Origin of the sequence: Mesorhizobium sp. WSM3873 (assembly GCF_001672445.1) — a bacterium.
Lineage (GTDB): Bacteria > Pseudomonadota > Alphaproteobacteria > Rhizobiales > Rhizobiaceae > Mesorhizobium.
Map to the genome: position 1 here is coordinate 160218 of NZ_LYTM01000045.1, position 19448 is coordinate 179665.

Annotated in this window: 14 protein-coding genes; 12 read left to right on the forward strand and 2 right to left on the reverse strand. The window is 64.1% G+C overall.

Annotation, left to right across the window (positions count from 1 at the left end; all coding sequences use genetic code 11):
• Positions 1-57: 57 nt before the first annotated feature.
• The 5 genes from tolB to ftsH all read left to right on the forward strand — a co-directional run bounded on the left by tolB (position 58) and on the right by ftsH (position 7061).
• On the forward strand, positions 58-1338 hold the full coding sequence (tolB, locus tag A9K71_RS23745; RefSeq protein ID WP_245299761.1) for a Tol-Pal system beta propeller repeat protein TolB: 1281 nt from the start codon (positions 58-60) through the stop codon (positions 1336-1338).
• A 317-nt stretch (positions 1339-1655) separates the two neighbouring features.
• Entirely contained in the window at positions 1656-2162 is a 507-nt protein-coding gene (gene pal, locus A9K71_RS23750; protein ID WP_067001802.1) for a peptidoglycan-associated lipoprotein Pal, read from the forward strand.
• 269 nt (positions 2163-2431) lie between these two features.
• A complete protein-coding gene (gene ybgF / locus A9K71_RS23755; protein WP_067001805.1) occupies positions 2432-3577 on the forward strand; it encodes a tol-pal system protein YbgF in 1146 nt (381 codons plus the stop codon).
• A gap of 51 nt (positions 3578-3628) precedes the next feature.
• Positions 3629-5020, forward strand: coding sequence for a tRNA lysidine(34) synthetase TilS (tilS, locus tag A9K71_RS23760; protein ID WP_067001807.1), 1392 nt, complete (start codon positions 3629-3631; stop codon positions 5018-5020).
• A 106-nt stretch (positions 5021-5126) separates the two neighbouring features.
• Entirely contained in the window at positions 5127-7061 is a 1935-nt protein-coding gene (ftsH, locus tag A9K71_RS23765; protein ID WP_067001810.1) for an ATP-dependent zinc metalloprotease FtsH, read from the forward strand.
• A 377-nt stretch (positions 7062-7438) separates the two neighbouring features.
• Here the strand turns inward: ftsH and A9K71_RS23770 are convergent, their stop codons facing one another.
• Positions 7439-8302: a hypothetical protein gene (locus tag A9K71_RS23770; RefSeq protein ID WP_067001813.1), complete on the reverse strand. Its 864-nt coding sequence runs from the start codon at positions 8300-8302 to the stop codon at positions 7439-7441.
• A gap of 364 nt (positions 8303-8666) precedes the next feature.
• On the opposite strand from A9K71_RS23770, the gene glmM reads away from it, so the two are divergent.
• From glmM to serA, 5 genes are all read left to right on the forward strand, one after another.
• Positions 8667-10019 (forward strand): phosphoglucosamine mutase, encoded by a 1353-nt coding sequence (glmM, locus tag A9K71_RS23775; protein WP_067001816.1) that lies wholly within the window; start codon positions 8667-8669, stop codon positions 10017-10019.
• A 216-nt stretch (positions 10020-10235) separates the two neighbouring features.
• Entirely contained in the window at positions 10236-11051 is an 816-nt protein-coding gene (locus A9K71_RS23780) for an outer membrane protein (RefSeq protein WP_067001819.1), read from the forward strand.
• A 206-nt stretch (positions 11052-11257) separates the two neighbouring features.
• Positions 11258-12031 carry an outer membrane protein gene (locus A9K71_RS23785; protein WP_067001821.1) on the forward strand — a complete coding sequence of 258 codons (774 nt, stop codon included), beginning with the start codon at positions 11258-11260 and terminating at the stop codon, positions 12029-12031.
• 197 nt (positions 12032-12228) lie between these two features.
• The gene (locus tag A9K71_RS23790; RefSeq protein ID WP_067001825.1) at positions 12229-13404 is read left to right on the forward strand and encodes a phosphoserine transaminase; all 1176 of its coding nucleotides are present in this window, start codon (positions 12229-12231) and stop codon (positions 13402-13404) included.
• 67 nt (positions 13405-13471) lie between these two features.
• Positions 13472-15073 (forward strand): phosphoglycerate dehydrogenase, encoded by a 1602-nt coding sequence (serA, locus tag A9K71_RS23795; protein ID WP_067001828.1) that lies wholly within the window; start codon positions 13472-13474, stop codon positions 15071-15073.
• A 41-nt stretch (positions 15074-15114) separates the two neighbouring features.
• Here serA and A9K71_RS23800 read toward each other — a convergent pair whose 3' ends face one another.
• Positions 15115-16005 (reverse strand): DMT family transporter, encoded by an 891-nt coding sequence (locus A9K71_RS23800; protein WP_067001830.1) that lies wholly within the window; start codon positions 16003-16005, stop codon positions 15115-15117.
• A gap of 218 nt (positions 16006-16223) precedes the next feature.
• Between A9K71_RS23800 and A9K71_RS23805 the strand changes: the two genes are divergently transcribed.
• On the forward strand, positions 16224-17522 hold the full coding sequence (locus tag A9K71_RS23805; RefSeq protein ID WP_067001833.1) for an adenylosuccinate synthase: 1299 nt from the start codon (positions 16224-16226) through the stop codon (positions 17520-17522).
• 71 nt (positions 17523-17593) lie between these two features.
• Positions 17594-19438 carry a hypothetical protein gene (locus tag A9K71_RS23810; protein ID WP_067001836.1) on the forward strand — a complete coding sequence of 615 codons (1845 nt, stop codon included), beginning with the start codon at positions 17594-17596 and terminating at the stop codon, positions 19436-19438.
• The last annotated feature ends 10 nt before the right edge of the window (positions 19439-19448 follow it).

Below are 19448 nucleotides of genomic sequence, written 5' to 3' on the forward strand. Positions count from 1 at the left end.
GAAGAGAAGCGAGAAGACATGAGATCTTTCCTCAAGCCGCTCCTGACGATTGCAGCCATGGCGCTGGGCATGACGACCGCCGCCACCTTGCCGGCCTGGGCGCTCGTCGAGCTCAACGTCAACAAGGGCAATGTCGAGCCGCTGCCGATCGCCATCACTGACTTCCAGTCCAATGGTGAGCTCGGCGCCCAGATCACCGAGATCGTCACGGCCGACCTCAAGCGCTCCGGCCTGTTCGCGCCGATCGACAAGAGCGCCTTCATCGAGAAGATCTCCGGCCCGGACGCCACGCCGCGCTTCGACGACTGGAAGGTGATCAATGCGCAGGCGCTGGTCACCGGCAGCGTCGGCAAGGAAGCCGACGGCCGCATTCGCGCCCAATACCGGCTATGGGACACCTTTGCCGGCCAGCAGATGGCCGGGGAGCAGTTCTTCGCCAATGACGCCAATACCAGGCGCGTGGCCCATATCATCGCCGATGCGATCTACGAGCGGCTGACCGGCGAGAAGGGTTATTTCGACACGCGCGTCGTCTTCGTCGACGAATCCGGCGCCAAGAACGCGCGCAAGAAGCGTCTTGCCATCATGGACCAGGACGGCGCCAACGTCCGCTACCTGTCGGACGGCCGTTCGATCGTGCTGACGCCGCGCTTCTCGCCGAACCGGCAGGAAATCACCTACATGTCCTATGAGAGCGGACAGCCGAAGGTGTATCTGCTGCAGATCGAGACCGGACAGCGCGAGCTGGTCGGCAATTTCCCCGGCATGACGTTCGCGCCGCGCTTTTCGCCCGATGGCCAGAAGGTGATCATGAGCCTGCTGCGCGATGACGGCAACTCCAACATCTTCGCCATGGATCTGAGAAGCCGTTCGACCACGCGGCTCACCGACTCGACCGCCATCGACACTTCGCCCTCCTATTCGCCCGACGGCTCGCAGATCGTCTTCACCTCCGACCGCGGCGGCGGCAGCGGCCGCTCGCAGATCTACGTCATGGGTGCGGACGGCTCCAACCCGCACCGCATCTCGTTCGGCGACGGCGTCTATTCCACGCCGGTGTGGTCGCCGCGCGGCGACCTCATCGCCTTCACCAAGCAGTCGGGCGGCGAGTTCCAGATCGGCGTCATGAAGACCGACGGTTCGGGCGAGCGCATCCTGTCCTCCGGCTTCCAGCAGGAGGGGCCGACCTGGGCGCCGAACGGTCGCGTGCTGATGTTCTTCCGCGACTCCGCCGGCGGGCCGAAGCTGGTCACGGTCGATCTTACCGGCCGCAACGAGCAGCAGATCCCGACCTCGAACTTCGCCTCGGATCCGGCCTGGTCGCCGCTGCTGGAGTAGGCAGAGGAACGGAAGAATTTAAGAACGGGGAACTGAAGAACTGAGGAAAATGGAGGACCCGGGGCGCTTGTAAATCTCAGAGAGAAGCTGGCCTAATTTCTTCCTTCAATTCCTCAGTTCTTCAGTTCCTCAATTCCCCCTTTTTTCATGTTTTGGCCGCATTTCCGCCTACGGTCGCCGCGCATTGTGAGCCTAGCTAAATCGGCCGAGGACGGCGGCTCGAAACGAAAAATTAACCGTGTTTCTTGAATGCCGGTTAACCCAAACGTGGTTACTGGGTGATCAACGAAATCACTCGAATGCGAAGGAGAGGCGGCATGGGCCGTATCGCAGCACTTACCAGAAATCCGGCGATGATCGCGCTGGTGGCGGCTCTGGCCATCACCGGCTGCGCCTCGAAGAAGACCCCGAACAGCGCCGCCGATCTCGGCCTCAACGGCGCCGGCTCTGCCACGCCCGGCTCGGCGCAGGACTTCACCGTCAACATCGGCGACCGCATCTTCTTCGACACCGACTCCTCGTCGATCCGCGCCGACGCGCAGACGACGCTGTCGCGCCAGGCGCAGTGGCTCAACCAGTACAGGCAGTATGCCATTGTTATCGAAGGCCATGCCGACGAGCGCGGCACGCGCGAGTACAATCTGGCGCTGGGCGCCCGCCGCGCCGCTGCCACCCGCGACTTCCTGGTTTCGAAGGGCGTCGCAGCCAACCGCCTGAAGACGATCTCTTACGGCAAGGAACGCCCGGTCGCCGTCTGCGACGACATCTCGTGCTGGTCGCAGAACCGCCGCGCCGTCACCACGCTCTCAGGCGCCGGTTCCTGACGCGCCGCACCGGAAATCGATATCGATTTTCGGAAACGAACATAAGCGCCACAGCGTCCTTGGCGCGTCCGACGACGCGCGGCGCTGTGGGCGGCAAAAATACAACATCGCGGAACGAAAGGCGGCCTCCGAGCCGCCTTTTTCATATGCGACAGCTTGAAACAAAATTTGGCCGAAGTCTCGCGTCCTGCTAAGAGCGCGAGGGCGCTTTATCCCCCTCCGATTTGGAAAGGCGCATCGGGCCAACAGATTTCACGGCGAGAGACATAATGCATTTCAGAACGGTCCTGAGCGGCACGCTTGCGCTGCTGCTCCTATCAAGCATCGCAGGCGTCGCCGCCCCGGCGGACAGCGGGCAATCCTCGGACAGCGGGTTTACTTTCCATCTGCCGACGTTGGGCATTTTCGGCGACAAGAAGAAGACCGAGCAGGCGCAAGTCGCCCAGCAGGACGGCGCCGGCATGACCGGTCTGGAGGATCAGATCCGCCAGATGAACGGCAAGCTTGAGGAACTCAATTTCCAGATCCTGCAAATGCAGGAGCAGATGCGCAAGCAGCAGGAGGACAACGAGTTCCGCTTCCAGCAGCTCGAAGGCGGCTCGCAGGGCGCGAAGCCAACGGGCCAGAAGAAGTCGGAGACCGCGCCGCAGGACGGCATCAGCGGCAACACGAATGTGGGCGATGCTGGCGCCGGCGACAGCGGCACCGACACCAACGTCGCAACGGCTCCGGCGACGCAAGCTGTGCCCGGCACGGCTCCGCAGGACGGCGGCGGCAAGAGCGTCGGCGACGTCATCGTCGAGTCTCAGACCGGTGACCCGGGCAAGTTGATCACCGGCGCGCCGCCGAAGACCTTCGGCACCATTACCGTCGACAAGAACGGCAATGTCGTCAATGCCGACCCCGCCCCGCAGGCGGGCTCGCAGACGGAAGCTCCCGCGGCTACGGCAAACGCGCCTGCCGCCGAGACCGGCAGCAAGGCTGGCAAAGGCAAGTCCGGCGGCACGGTCATGGCCTCGCTGCCCTCGACCAACAATCCGGACGAACTCTACCGCAACTCCTACCAGTTCATCCTGTCGGGCGACTATCCCACCGCCGAGCAGGGGTTCCGCGACCATATCTCGCGCTTCCCCAAGGACGCCAAGGCGGCGGACGCGCATTACTGGCTGGGCGAATCCCTGCTTGGCCAGCAGAAATATCGCGACGCGGCGGAGGTTTTCCTGGCCGCCAGCAAGGATTATCCGAAGGCCAAGAAGGCGCCCGACATGCTGCTCAAGCTCGGCGTATCGCTGGTCGGCCTCAAGCAGAACGACGTGGCCTGCGCCACTTTCAACGAGATCGGCAAGCGCTACCCGGATGTTTCCGGCACGCTGAAGGAACGCATCAAGCAGGAAAAGGCGCTGGCCTCGTGCTAGCTTGCGTGTCGTTGTCCCAGAATCGGGACCGCTTTTGGACGACGCGCAGTGATGTTCGATACCGAGACTGACCTTTCGGATCGCCTTTTCCAAGACTTCGACTTCTCCCACGGCGCCGTTGCGGCCGTGTCCGGCGGCAGCGACTCGACCGCCCTTCTCCATCTGCTCAAGCACCACCTCGACCGAACCCTGCCCGCGGCAAGGCTGCTTGCGGTGACGATCGATCATGACCTCAGACCAAGCTCGGCAGCCGAAGCGCAAGCTGTCGCCCGACTTTGCGCCGAGCACGGCATCGCGCACCGCACGCTCGTCTGGTCCGGTCGCAAGCCGTCGACCGGCTTGCCGGCCGCCGCGCGCGAGGCGCGCTATCGGCTGCTGGCCGAGGCAGCCGAAGCGGCAGGCATTCGCGCGGTGGTGACCGGACATACCGCCGACGACCAGGCCGAGACCGTGCTGATGCGGCAAGTTCGTGAAGAGGAGGCCCGCAACGAGGATCCACGCGACGGCCGCGGCCTCGCCGGCATGGCGCCCGCCACGCTCTACGATTGGCGGGTCTGGATCGCCCGCCCGCTGCTCGCCACGCGCCGCGCGGCATTGCGGGAGATGCTGAAGCGTCGCGGCGTCGGCTGGACCGAGGATCCGACCAATGTCGACCGGCGCTTCGAGCGGCCGCGCCTGCGCATCTCGCTTGCAGGCAGAGACGGCGAGGCGCGTTTCAAGAAAGCAATCGCGAAGGCCGGACAGGCAGCCGCCGAGCGCGAGAACCTCGGCCAGCGTGCGGCGGCGCTGATCGGCGCCTTCGCTAGCCAGCCGGCTCCGGGGCTCATCCGCCTCGATCGCGATTTCGCAAGTGGTGAGGATAGCGAAGCCGCCGTCTATGCATTTCGCATCCTGCTAGCCACGGTCGGCGGCGTCACGTTCCTTGTCGACGAGGCGCGTTGCCGGGCGCTGTTCGAGCATCTGCGGTCGGGGACGCTTTGCGCCACATTGTCGCGGACGGTGGTCGACGCGCGCCGCACCAACATCTTCCTCCACCGCGAGGCCCGCAATCTGCCCGCGGTTCCGGCTGCTGAGCAGGCCCTATGGGACGGTCGGCGGAGGATCACATTGAGCGACAGGCCGAGCGGGTTGGTGATCGCGCCAGCAGGTCCCGGCGCCGCCAAGCGATTTACCCCGGAAGGCGACGTTCCGGCGAGCTTGCTGCGCAAGGCGCTGGCCGCCGAGCCCGCGCTGTGGCGCGGCGGCGAACGCCTTGATTTGGCTGGCGGTGATGCCGCGCCGCCGGCGACGGCGATCGTTCCTGCGGTGTCGCCCTTCACCCGCTTCCTGCCGTCCTTCGATCTCCGGCCCGCTGCCGCCGTCGCCGCGCTGATCGGCGCGCCGCCGCTGCCGCCCTCGCCTTTTCGCGGCCATGATCGCGGCGGAGCATGGGCGAAAGCTTAACCGAGGCATGCTGTTCTGCTTGGCAAGGGGAGACGCTCTCCCTATGTTAGGCCCAAGCCTCCAATCACCATCGTGGGTCCGCGCGCGGACGCCAACAGGACAATAGATGAATCCGAATTATCGCAACCTCGCGCTCTGGGCGATCATAGCGGTCCTGCTCATCGCCTTGTTCAATCTTTTCCAGACGCCGCAGACGCGCGGCGCTTCGAGCGAGATTGCCTATTCGCAGTTCCTGCAGGATGTCTCTTCCGGCCGGGTCAAGAGCGTGACGATCGCCGGCGCCCGTATCTCGGGCAACTACACGGACAACGCCAACGGCTTCCAGACCTATTCGCCGGGCGATCCGTCGCTGGTCTCCAGGCTGCAGGACAAGAACGTCACCATCAACGCGCGGCCTGAAAGCGACGGTTCGAACTCGCTGTTCGGCTATCTGATCTCGTGGCTGCCGATGATCCTGATCCTCGGCGTGTGGATATTCTTCATGCGCCAGATGCAGTCCGGCTCCGGCCGCGCCATGGGCTTCGGCAAGTCGAAGGCGAAGTTGCTCACCGAGGCGCATGGCCGCGTCACCTTCCAGGACGTCGCCGGCGTCGACGAGGCCAAGGAGGACCTGGAGGAGATCGTCGAGTTCCTGCGCGATCCGCAGAAGTTCCAGCGGCTCGGCGGCAAGATCCCGCGCGGCGTGCTGCTGGTCGGCCCTCCCGGAACCGGCAAGACGCTGCTCGCCCGCTCCGTCGCAGGCGAGGCCAATGTGCCGTTCTTCACCATCTCCGGCTCGGATTTCGTCGAGATGTTCGTCGGCGTCGGCGCAAGCCGGGTGCGCGACATGTTCGACCAGGCCAAGAAGAACGCCCCCTGCATCATCTTCATCGACGAAATCGACGCTGTCGGCCGCCATCGCGGCGCCGGCCTCGGCGGCGGCAATGACGAGCGCGAGCAGACGCTGAACCAGCTGCTGGTCGAGATGGACGGCTTCGAGTCCAACGAAAGCATCATCCTGATCGCCGCCACCAACCGGCCCGACGTGCTCGACCCGGCGCTGCTCAGGCCGGGCCGCTTCGACCGCCAGGTGGTCGTGCCGAACCCCGACATCGTCGGCCGCGAGAAGATCCTCAAGGTGCATGTGCGCAACGTGCCGCTGGCGCCCAATGTCGACCTCAAGGTCATCGCGCGCGGCACGCCCGGCTTCTCCGGCGCCGACCTGATGAACCTGGTCAACGAATCCGCGCTGATGGCGGCGCGTCGCAACAAGCGGCTCGTCACCATGGCCGAGTTCGAGGACGCCAAGGACAAGATCATGATGGGCGCCGAGCGCCGCTCGTCGGCGATGACGCAGGCCGAGAAGGAGCTGACCGCCTATCACGAGGCAGGCCACGCCATCCTGGCGCTCAACGTGCCGACGGCCGATCCGCTGCACAAGGCGACCATCATCCCGCGCGGCCGCGCGCTCGGCATGGTCATGCAGCTGCCGGAAGGCGACCGCTATTCGATGAGCTACAAATACATGATCTCGAGGCTGGCGATCATGATGGGCGGCCGCGTCGCCGAGGAGTTCAAGTTCGGCAAGGAGAACATCACCTCCGGCGCCTCCTCCGACATCGAGCAGGCGACCAAGCTGGCGCGCGCCATGGTCACGCGCTGGGGCTTCTCCGACAAGCTCGGCCATGTCGCCTATGGCGACAACCAGGAAGAGGTCTTCCTCGGCCATTCGGTGGCGCGCCAGCAGAACATCTCGGAAGAGACCGCGCAGATCATCGACGCCGAGGTGCGCCGGCTGATCGACGATGCCTATTCCACCGCCAAGACCGTGCTGACCAAGAAGAAGAAGGACTGGATCGCGCTGGCCGAAGGGCTGCTCGAATACGAGACCCTGACCGGCGAGGAGATCAAGCAGCTGATCGCCGGCCACAAGCCCGCCCGCGACCTTGGCGACGACACGCCGCCCAGCCGCGGCTCGGCTGTGCCGAAAGCCGGCACCGGCGGCCGTCGCAAGAAGGGCCCCGAGCCCGAAGGCGGCATGGAGCCGCAGCCGCAGGGCTAAGGCTCGATCGAAAACGAAACATAAAAAACGGCTCAGACCGCGGCGTTTTTGTTTGGGAGGTCACAGACGATTGGCGAGTGGCTCGCGGACCGCACCTGCAAGATCGGCGTCCGGCGCAAGCGCCAATCTTCCTTCTGGCTCATCACGCTTCTGGCCTCGCATGGCACCCCGAACCTCCCGCGCAAAACGCACGAAACTGTTCGCGATGTCTTCGCACACCTTTTCGCGATGTCCTCAGTCCATATAGGGGGAGATTGGTAGCTTCGCCGGCGGGGGTTCTTTTGCGGCGCCGACATGCCTCTTTATGCGCGTCCAACGAAAAAGCCCGCGCATCTCGCGATGCGCGGGCCTTTGTCTTGGAGGTAAGCGCTGAGCGATCAGCTCTTCAGCTTGGCGTTGCAGAGGCTGTAGAAGCCGCCGCCCTTCTGGATCCACCGCAGGCCGTTCAGCGTGTTGGCGTCCTTGTTGGCATAGTACTGCTCGAGGCAGGTGTGCATGCGGGCCTTGGCCGGCGTCTCGTTGGCGAATTTCGGCGAGATGGCGGTCGGGAAGGTCACGCCCTTCGGCGCAGCCACGCTGGGCTTTGCCGGTTCCTTGGTGAAAGTCGCCTCGGTCGGAGCCGGCACGGTGTCGTCGTCGTCGCCGGCGCCGCATTCGGTCTTGCGGAAGTCGTTCCACTTCATGCCGTTGAGCTTGTTGGCGGTCTTGGCAGCCTGGTACTTGCTGCTGCATTCGGCCATGGTCAGACCCTTGGCCGAACCACCGTCAGCGGCGGTGGAAGTCTTGCTGGTGGCAGGTTTGGCGGTTGCCGCAGCAGTGGCGCCGGGGCCGCATTCAGCCTTGCGGAAATCGTTCCACTTCATGCCGTTCAGCGTGCCGGCCGCCTTGGCGGCCTGATACTTGGTGCTGCATTCCTTTGCGGTCAGGCCCTTGGCCGTGCCGTCCGAGGCAGCTGCCGTCTTTGCCTTCTTGGTGTCAGAAGCCTTGGTCTCGGTCGCAGCCTTGGTCTCGGTCGCCGCCTTGGTGTCGGTCGCCGCCTTGGTGTCGGTCGCGGCGGAAGCGTCGCTGCCGCACTGGGCCTTGCGGAACTGGTTCCAGGTCTGGCCATTGAGCGTTCCGGCGTCCTTGGCCGCGTTGTACTTGGTGCTGCACTCGGCCATGGTCAGCGCGTTGGCCGGCGCCGCCAGGAACAGGGTTGCGACGGCGATGCCCGTCAATGTTGCAAGTCTATGAATAAGCATGGCGTTTTTCTCCCTTGCTGCGCCAAATGGTCTCTATACCAAATCAATAGCTCTCAACTTCGGGCTGCGCCAGATGCTTCCCGCGCGGATGCCCTCACAAAGTGTGTTCCTGCCGACAGGGCGCTAAATTGCTGGCGCTCGGTTCGAGCAAATAAGGTTTTTCCAACCGTGTCGGGCGGAAAAGCTGTCCGGGCTTTTATATTCCCGCTACAACGAGAGGTCGTGGCAGGCCGCCGAATCACTTGACCCGTCCGCGACAATGATTTTCTAAGGAATGGTAATATATAATCACGAAACGTGATGATCGGATGCGGCCCAATTGTGGCAATACGGACGGCTGAAACCGACGGGGACTTTGGCAGGTATGGCAGGGCAGTATTTCGGCACCGACGGCATTCGCGGACGCGCCAACAAGTTTCCCATGACGGCCGAGGTGGCCATGCGGGTGGGTATGGCCGCCGGCCTTTCTTTCCAGCGGGGCAACCATCGGCACCGCGTCGTGCTCGGCAAGGACACGCGGCTTTCCGGCTACATGATCGAGAACGCGATGGTGTCAGGCCTGTGCGCCGCCGGCATGGACGTGTTCCTGCTCGGGCCGATTCCGACACCGGCGGTCGCCATGCTGGTGCGCTCGCTGCGCGCCGACATCGGGGTGATGATCTCGGCCTCGCATAACCCTTATTACGACAACGGCATCAAGCTGTTCGGCCCCGACGGCTATAAGCTCTCCGACGAGATCGAGGAGCGCATCGAAGGCATGCTCGACAAGGACATCGAGTTGTCGCTTGCCGATTCCGACGGGCTGGGGCGCGCCAAGCGCGTCGACGGCGTCCACGACCGCTATATCGAATTCGCCAAGCGCACGCTGCCGCGCTCGATGTCGCTTTCCGGGCTTCGGATCGTCGTCGATTGCGCGAACGGCGCCTCCTACAAGGTGGCGCCGGAGGCGCTGTGGGAGCTCGGCGCCGAGGTAGTCGCCATCAATGTCGAGCCGAACGGCTTCAACATCAACAAGGAGTGCGGCTCGACCCATCCGGCCGGCCTGCAGAAGAAGGTGCACGAGGTGCGCGCCGATATCGGCATCGCGCTCGACGGCGACGCCGACCGTGTGGTCATCGTCGACGAGAACGGCGCCATAGTCGACGGCGACCAGATCATGGCGCTGATCGCCGAGTCCTGGCACCAGAGCGGGCGCCTGGCCGGCGGCGGCGTCGTCTCGACGGTGATGTCCAATCTCGGTCTCGAGCGTTTCCTTGGCGACATGAAGCTGCAGCTGCACCGCACCAAGGTCGGCGACCGCTATGTCGTCGAGCACATGCGCGCGCATGGCCTCAATGTCGGTGGGGAGCAGTCCGGCCATATCGTGCTGTCCGATTTCTCGACCACCGGCGACGGCCTGGTTTCGGCGCTGCAGGTGCTGGCCTGCATCAAGCGGCAGAACCGGCCGGTCAGCGAGCTGTCGAAAAAGTTCGAGCCGGTGCCTCAGCTTCTGAAGAACGTCCGCATCTCCGGCGGCAAGCCGCTGGAGGAGGCGCCGGTCAAGGCAGCCATCGAGGAAGGGCGCAACCGCCTGGGCAAGGCCGGCCGCCTCGTTATCCGGCCGTCCGGCACCGAGCCGCTCATCCGCGTCATGGCCGAAGGCGACGATCCGCAGCTGGTCGAGGCCGTCGTCAACGAGATCGTCGGCATCATTTCGGATACCCGCAGCGCCGCCTGATCGCCGCCGCAAATCGGACGATCGCACCTGCAAGCCCGCCGCCAGGCGGGCTTTTTCGCGCGCTCACAACACCCCGGACAACGGAATACCCTCTAAAATTGTAGGCATTCGTGGTTAATCGGTACGGTTAAACGGCTTTTAACCTTTGCAATTCATTATCCACGCCGAGGTTCATCTTCGGGCGATGTCGTCCCGAGGCTTCTTAGGGGTGACAGCATGTTCGATACCGCAAGAATGGCACTGTTTGCCGCGCTGTTGGCGGGAGTGGCCGGGCCGGCCCTCGCCGCCGACCTGGGGGAACCACCGCCGGTGGAGGAAGCTCCGCCGCCGGTGGTCGAAGCTCAGCCGATCGACGTCGGCGGCTGGTATATTCGCGGCGACATCGACTACCACAAGTCGACCTTGCGCGGCATCGACTACATTACATACGGGCCACCGCCCGGCACTAACGATTTCGATTTCGGCAAGCTGAAGGGCGGTTTCTCGCTCGGCGGCGGCGTCGGCTACAAGATCAACGATTACTTCCGAACCGATCTGACGGCCGACTATTGGTTCAAGTCGGACTTCAACGGCCAGACCTCGGACCTCGTAACGACATCCACCGAGGTGTCGAGGATGAGCGCGCTGCTGCTGTTGGCCAATGCCTATGTTGACATCGGCACCTATCACGGCATCACGCCTTACGTCGGCGCCGGCATCGGCGGCGCGCACGTCAAGTGGGACACGGTCCACGATCCGAACACCACCGAAACCAACCCGGGTTCGTCCAACTGGCGCTTCGCCTATGCGCTCATGGCCGGCGCTTCCTACTGCCTGACCGACAGGGTGATCCTCGACGCAGGCTACCGCTTCACTCACATCCAGGGCGGGCGCATGTTCGAGTTCGATTCGACGAGTTCCGGGCCGGGGTTCGACCACGGCATCAACACGCATGAGGTGCGCGGCGGTCTGCGCTACCAATTCGGCGGCAACAATGGGTGCACTACACCGGTGGCCTACCAGCCGGAGCCGGAGCCGATCTACACCAAGTAGTCGCTTCGAAGATCCTGGATTTTACCGATCGCCCGGCGTCAGCCGGGCGATTTTCTTTTGTGGGTGGCCGGTAAAACAGCATCGAAATCAATTCGGTAACCCCCTGTTATCCTTAACCGGCACTTAACCACTATGGTTAACAATGCTCCTGAAACGGCAGCTGTGCTCGCGTTCGCGACTGGTGCCAATCTCAGGAGCCGGGGACCATGACATCAAAATCGCGTATCGCACTGGCGCTCGCCGCAATCGTGCTGATGCCGGCGACACAGGCGGTGTCGGCCGACTACGATCCGCCGATCTATGTCGACCAGGCGCCGGACTATCAGCCGGTCGAGGTAGGCTCCGGCTGGTACCTCCGCGGCGACGTCTCCTATCTGGTGGAGAAGAGCTTCAGGAATGAGGATTTCGCCTCCCCGCCGGGGAGCTTCAGCGACAAAGAAGACCCGATCTTTGCGAGTATAGGCTTCGGCTACCATTTCACAGATTACCTGCGTGCTGATTTCAATTTCGGTTATCTGCCGGGCAACAGGGTCAGTGTCGGTTACGATGACACATTGATCGTGACACCGCCGGCCACGGCAACCGTGGCATCCGCGACCCTCAAGAATTATGCATTCTCGGGCATTCTCAACGGTTACGTCGACCTTGGTACCTATATCGGCGTTACACCTTATGTTGGAGCGGGTCTCGGTATTGTCCGGAGCAAGTACAATCTTTCAGCGAGCTATTTCACCGACAACGCTGATCCGTCCGATGATTTCACCCAGACCGATAACAAGACGAAGTATTCGCTTGCGTACACTTTGAACGCAGGTTTTGCTTACCAGGTCTCAAAGAATGTGCTGATAGATCTGGGATATCAGTATTTCTCAGCGCCTGATGCTGAATATGCGACAGCCGACAGCCTGACCTCCTACTCGATCCGAAAGGGGATCAGCAATCATCAGGTCAAGCTCGGGCTGCGCTACGATCTTTGGTGAGCGAGAGAACTCGGAAATTGCCGCCGGCGGATCGAGCGGTCCGCCGTTCTTTTTCGTTTCCGGCGCGTGGTACCGTGAGACAAATATCCCGACTGCGACAAAAACTTTGCTCTTGACGCCGAAAGCCTGAAAGCATATCGCCGTCCGTGGGCCACCCCTCCCCAACGAGGGGCCACTATCTGGAAGGATAGACCACGATGACGACGCTTACCAAGCCCGGACTCCGTCCGGCAAATCCCAATTTCTCCTCAGGTCCCTGTGCAAAACGCCCCGGCTGGTCGGTCGAGGCGCTGCAAGCTGCTGCGCTCGGACGCTCTCACCGCGCCAAAATCGGCAAGGGCAAGCTCGAGCAGGCGATCGAGCTGACGCGCGAAATCCTCAAGGTCCCGGCCGGCTACCGGATCGGCATCGTGCCGGCATCCGATACCGGCGCGGTCGAGATGGCACTGTGGTCACTGCTTGGCGAGCGCGGTGTCGACATGGTCGCCTGGGAAAGTTTCGGTTCCGGTTGGGTGACCGATGTCGTCAAGCAGCTCAAGCTCGCCGATGTGCGCAAGTTCGAGGCCGGCTACGGCGTGTTGCCGGATCTGACGCAGATCGATTTCGACCGCGACGTGGTCTTCACCTGGAACGGCACGACCTCCGGCGTGCGCGTGCCGAACGGCGATTTCATTCCGGCCGACCGCAAGGGTCTCACCATCTGCGACGCCACCTCGGCGGCGTTCGCGCAGCGGCTCGACTTCGACAAACTCGACGTCGTCACCTTCTCCTGGCAGAAGGTGCTGGGCGGCGAGGGCGCGCACGGCATGCTGATCCTCAGCCCGCGCGCCGTCGAGCGGCTGGAGACCTACAAGCCCGCCTGGCCGCTGCCGAAGATTTTCCGCCTGACCTCCGGCGGCAAGCTGATCGAGGGCATCTTCAAGGGCGAGACCATCAACACGCCGTCGATGCTGTGCGTCGAGGACTATCTCGATGCGCTTCAATGGGCGAAGTCGATCGGCGGCCTGGAAGCGCTGATCGCCCGCGCCGACGCCAACGCCGCGGTGCTGGACCGGTTCGCAGACAGGTCGTCGTGGCTCGGCCATCTGGCCATCGATCCGGCGACACGCTCGAACACTTCCGTGTGCCTGTCCTTCACCGATCCGGACGTGGCGGCGCTCGATGCCGACGGTCAGGCGGCTTTCGCCAAGGGTATCGTCTCGACGCTCGACCGGGAAGGTGTCGCCTACGACATCGGCTCCTACCGCGATGCGCCCCCCGGCCTGCGCATCTGGTGCGGCGCGACCGTCGAGACCTCCGATCTCGAAGCACTGCTGCCCTGGCTCGACTGGGCCTTCGCCATGCAGAAGGCGTCGCTGAAAGCGGCCGCCTGAGTCATTCGCGGCGGCCTTCGGGCCGCCGATCCCAAACGGATCAATCCCATTCTTCAAGGAGGCCGCCATGGCGCCCCGCGTTCTCGTCTCGGATAAACTTTCAACCACCGCCGTGCAGATCTTCAAGGACCGCGGCATCGAGGTCGACTACCTGCCCGATCTCGGCAAGGACAAGGAAAAGCTTCTCGAAGTGATCGGCCAGTATGACGGCCTCGCCATCCGCTCGGCAACCAAGGTCACCGAGAAGCTGATCAATGCCGCCACCAGGCTCAAGGTCGTCGGCCGCGCCGGCATCGGCGTCGACAATGTCGACATTCCGGCGGCGAGCCGCAAGGGCATCATCGTGATGAACACGCCCTTCGGCAATTCGATCACCACCGCCGAGCATGCCGTTGCGATGATCTTCGCGCTGGCGCGCCAAATCCCGGAGGCCAACGCCTCGACGCATGCGGGAAAATGGGAGAAGAACCGCTTCATGGGCGTCGAGATCACCGGCAAGACGCTGGGCGTGATCGGCTGCGGCAATATCGGCTCGATCGTCGCGACGCGCGGCGTCGGCCTGAAGATGCATGTCGTGGCTTTCGATCCGTTCCTGTCGGACAGCCGCGCTGAAGAGCTCGGCGTCGAGAAGGTCGAGCTCGACGAGCTTTTCGCGCGCGCCGACTTCATAACCTTGCACACGCCGCTGACCGACAAGACGCGCAACATCATCGATGCGGCCGCGATCGCCAAGATGAAGGACGGCGTGCGCATCATCAATTGCGCGCGCGGCGGGCTGGTCGTCGAGGCCGACCTGGTCGCGGCACTGAAGAGCGGCAAGGTGGCCGGCGCCGGCGTCGATGTTTTCGAGGCCGAGCCGGCGGAGAACAATCCGCTGTTCGGCATGCAGAATGTCGTGGCAACCCCGCATCTCGGCGCCTCGACCACCGAGGCGCAGGAGAACGTTGCGCTGCAAGTGGCCGAGCAGATGGCCGATTACCTGATCAAGGGCGCCGTTTCCAACGCCATCAACATGCCCTCGATCACCGCCGAGGAAGCGCCGCGACTGAAACCCTTCGTCAAACTGGCCGAGGTGCTCGGCGCCTTTGTCGGCCAGGTCACTGAAGATCCGATCAAGGAGGTGGAGATCCTGTTCGACGGCTCGACCGCGACGATGAACACGCGTGCGCTGGTCAGCGCCACTCTTGCCGGCCTGATCCGGCCGCAGGTCTCCGACGTCAACATGGTCTCGGCGCCGATCATGGTGAAGGAGCGCGGCATCATCGTCGCCGAGGTCAAGCGCGACAAATCTGGCGTCTTCGACGGCTATATCAAGCTCACCGTCAAGACCGAGCACATGACCCGCTCGATCGCCGGCACCTGCTTCTCGGACGGCAAGCCGCGCTTCATCCAGATCAAGGGCATCAACCTCGATGCCGAGGTCGGCCAGCACATGCTCTACACGACCAATGCCGACGCGCCCGGCATCATCGGCCTGCTCGGCACCGTCTGCGGCGAGAACGGCGTCAACATCGCCAACTTCCAGCTCGGCCGCAACCGGCCGGGCGGCGATGCGATCGCGCTGCTCTATCTCGACGCACCCTTCCCGGAAAGGGTGCTCGATCAGCTGCGGGCGCACCAATCGATCGATTCGGCCAAACCGCTGCACTTCGATGTCGGCGCCGCCTGAAAGATCATGTTCCGCATGCTTCGGCATGCGGGGCATTTCCCCTACAGAACGGCTCTGCTGCCGCTGTATTCGGCCAGCGCGATGCCTCCGAGCACGAGCACAAGCGCAAGACCCTGATAGAATTGGAACTGCTCGCCGACGATCAGCACCGAAAGCAGGGTGCCGAAGATTGGCACCAGATTGATGAACAGTCCGGCGCGATTGGCGCCGATCAGCTCGTTGCCCTTGATGTAGAAGATCTGCGAGACGACGGACGCGCCGAGCGCGGTGTAGAACGCGACCGCCCATCCTCGCGCGTCCGGGACGATGACGCGGCCCGCCGCCCCTTCCCAGACAAAGAACGGCACCGAGGTCAAAAGCGCGGCGAGCGACAGAGCCAGCATGAAGCTTTGCCAGCGAACGGCCGGCTTCAGGCGCAGCCCCACCGAATAGAGGCTGTAGCAGAGGACCGCGACCAGCATGATGGCGTCGCCGAAATTGAGCTCGAGCTTCAGCAGCTGACCGAGGTCGCCATGGCTAGCGGTCAGGGCGACGCCGAGGATGGTGAGCGCGACGCCGACGATCTGCAGGCGCTGCACGTGCAGCCTAAACAGCACGAAGTTGGCAAGGATGATGACGATCGGTATGGCGGCCTGCTCGATCGAGACATTGATGGCGGTCGTGTAGTTCAGCGCCGTGTAGAAGATGACGTTGAACATCGTGAAGCCGCAGGCGCCGAGGCCGGCGACCAGCAGCCAATGCCGGCGCAGTTCAGGCCAGTCCTCGCGAAACGTCCGCCAGCCGACGGGCAGCATGATCAGCACCGCCAGCACCCAGCGCAGGAAAACCAACGTCATCGGCGACACATGGCCGACGGCAAGCTTGCCGGCCACGGAATTGCCGCCCCACAGCAGCATGGTGGAGAGCAGGAACAGATAGGCGGCTCGATGCATCGCTTAATCCTGGACCGGCAGGCGCGGTGGAAGAAGGATGCCGGCCTATTGCGATTGGCGAGGCCAAGTAAATGATGCGAAAGCCGGAATTTGTTGTGCCTGGTTTGTTGTGCCCTGGGTGGTTTCGGGGACAAAGAAGGGGTCGCATCGGCCTGCACATGAGGCTATAGAGGCCTGTCGTTTCAAGCCGCCAAGGCGGCATCTCAAGGGAAAAGAACATGGCCAATGTGGTGGTCGTCGGCTCGCAGTGGGGCGACGAAGGCAAGGGCAAGATCGTCGACTGGCTGTCGGAGCGCGCCGACGTGGTCGTGCGCTTCCAGGGCGGCCACAATGCAGGCCATACCCTGGTCGTCGACGGCAAGGTCTACAAGCTTTCGCTCTTGCCGTCCGGCGTGGTCAGAGAGGGCAAGCTGTCGATCATCGGCAACGGCGTCGTCTTCGATCCGCACGCCTTCGTCGCGGAAACAAAGAAGCTCAAGGAGCAGGGCGTGGAGGTGACGCCCGAACGCCTGAAAATCGCCGAAAACACCGCGCTTATCCTGTCGCTGCACCGGGAGCTGGACGGGTTCCGCGAAGACGCCGCCTCGAATTCCGGAACCAAGATTGGCACGACCCGCCGCGGCATCGGCCCCGCATATGAGGACAAGGTGGGCCGGCGTGCGGTGCGGGTGATGGATCTGGCGGATTTGGAAACGCTTCCCCTGAAGGTCGACAGGCTGCTCACGCATCATAATGCGCTGCGCCGCGGGCTCGGCCATCCGGAAGCGACCCAGGAGGCGATCATGCAGGAGCTGACCTCGGTGGCCGGCGAGATCCTGCCTTACATGGACCGCGTCTGGAAGGTGCTCGACGACAAGCGCCGCGCGGGTGCGCGCATCCTGTTCGAGGGCGCGCAAGGCACGCTGCTCGATATCGACCACGGCACCTATCCCTTCGTCACCTCATCCAACACCGTGGCAGGGCAAGCGGCCGCCGGCTCCGGCACCGGCCCCGGCGCGATCGGCTATGTGCTCGGCATCACCAAGGCCTATACGACGCGCGTCGGCGAAGGGCCGTTCCCGACCGAGCAGAAGAATGAGGTCGGCGAGTTCCTCGGCACGCGCGGCCACGAATTCGGCGTCGTCACCGGCCGCAAGCGCCGCTGCGGCTGGTTCGACGCCGTGCTGGTGCGCCAGGCGGTGGCCGTCAACGGCATCAAGGGCATCGCGCTCACCAAGCTCGACGTGCTCGACGGGCTGGACGAGATCAAGGTCTGCACCGGCTATCGCCTCGATGGCGAGTTGATCGACTATCTGCCGGCCAGCCAGGGCGCCCAGTCGCGCGTCGAGCCGGTCTATGAGACGCTCGAAGGCTGGAAGGGAACGACGGCCGGCGCCAGGAGCTGGAACGATCTGCCGGCGCAAGCCGTCAAATATGTCCGCCACATCGAGGAGCTGATCGGCGCCCCGGTTGCACTGCTTTCCACCAGCCCGGAGCGGGACGACACGATACTTGTGACCGATCCGTTTCAAGACTAGTTTCACAGCGCTTCCAGGCGCTACGGCTGATTTGCGGCCGGCCCGGGAAAGAATTGCAGGTCGACTGACGCATGGCAGATTTCGTTGGTGTTCTGAAAAAACAGCTTGCGAAGCACAGCGAGCCCTCGCCCGAGTTGCGCAAGCGGATTTACGAGAATGCTCGTGAGATGCTGGCGAAGAAACTCGCGAACTATTCTCCGCCGTTGTCGGCCGAGGTCATCAGCAAGCAGAAACGTTCGCTCGAAGATGCCGTCGCCAGCGTCGAGCGCGAGTATGCCAAGCCTGCTCCGGCGCCCAAGCCGGCTCCAGCGGAAGATCCCCTGGCGGAGCTGGAACATATTTTTTCCTCGATCGACCGCAACAAGAACCAGCCGAGCCACGTCCGGCAGCCGTCGGTGGCGAAGCCCGAACCTGCCAAGCCGGAGTCCTTCAAGCCGGAGCCCTTCAAGACGGCGCCCGCACCGGCGCCGGTGAAGGCGGAACCGAGCTGGCAAGGCGCAGCAAAGACGGAACCAAGCTGGCAAGGGGCAACGAAGACTGAGCCCGGCGGCTGGCACAAGGTGCCCGCGGCACCGCCGCCCATGCCCTCGCCGCGCGAGGACGATGTCGGCCTGCCCGGGATGAACGCCGCCGAACCGGACGAGGACAGCGATGTCTTTGCCAATGACGACCAGCCGGCCGATACTTTCCAGCGGCTGCGGCCTGCGCCGCGCAAGCGCAGCTATGGCGGGTTGATTGCTGCCGTTGTCGCATTGCTGGTGCTGGCCGGCGGCGGGTACGGCGTTTGGCTGAACAAGGATGCGTTCAGCTCCATGCTCGGCTTGAAGGGCGGCAGCAGCCAGACCGTCTCGACCGAGCCTCTGGTCAAGCCTGCCGCCCCGACAAAGCCGACCGCCGAGACGGCGGCCGCGCCGCCGGCTGCGGGCAATAACGCGGCTGCAGCCAATGAACCGGCCGAAACAGCGAAATTCACCCAGCGGCTGACGCCCGAGGGCAAGGAAGTAGATCCTGGTCCGGCCGGCGGCCAGAGCACCATCGGCGAGGGCGAATCCGTCGCCGCGCTGACCACGCCGCCGCCAGCCGCGCCTGGGATGACGCCGGCGCCCGCCGCCGGCACGCCGCCCGCCGCGCCAACTCCGGCCGCGACCCCGCCCGCCGCCGACACTCCGCAGGCTGCGCAAACGCCGCCCGCGAGCCCGCCTGCCGGGACCACGCCGTCGGCGCCCGCCGGTGCCGCCGCCAATCCGCCCGCGCCGGCCGCCGGGACCACGCCTCCGGCCGCGGCGGCCACTCCGCCTGCCGCTGGCACGACTCCGCCACCCGCGTCCGGGACTGCGCCTGCGACGGCCCAAGCGACCGTGCCGGTCGGCCAGAAAGCAATCTTCTATGAGGAGCGCACCAGCACCCAGCAGGGAACCGCCGAGCCCGGCAGCATCGTCTGGTCGCTGGTGCAGGAATCGCCGGGCGGCGACCTGCCGCCGGAGCCGGCGATCCGCGCCGAGGCGACGATACCCGGCAAGGACATCCAGCTGCGCATGACCATCCGGCGCAATACCGACCAGACGCTGCCGGCCAGCCACATCATCGAGATGATCTTCCTGACGCCGGAAGGGTTTGACGGCGGCGGCGTCGACAACATCCTGCGCATCGCCATGAAGAGCTCGGAACAGGACGCCGGCAGCCCGCTGATCGGCATCCCGGCCAAGATCGCCGATGGCTTCTTCCTCGTCGCCCTCAACGACACCAAGGCCGACGAGGACGCCAACCTGACGCTGCTCAGGGGGCAGGCCTGGATCGACGTGCCGGTGGTCTACAAGACCGGACGCCGTGCCCTGCTCACCATGGAAAAGGGCATTCCGGGCGAGAAGGTGTTTGATGAGGCGCTGAAGGCCTGGGCGACGAAGACGTCCGGTTGAGGCCGAGCGG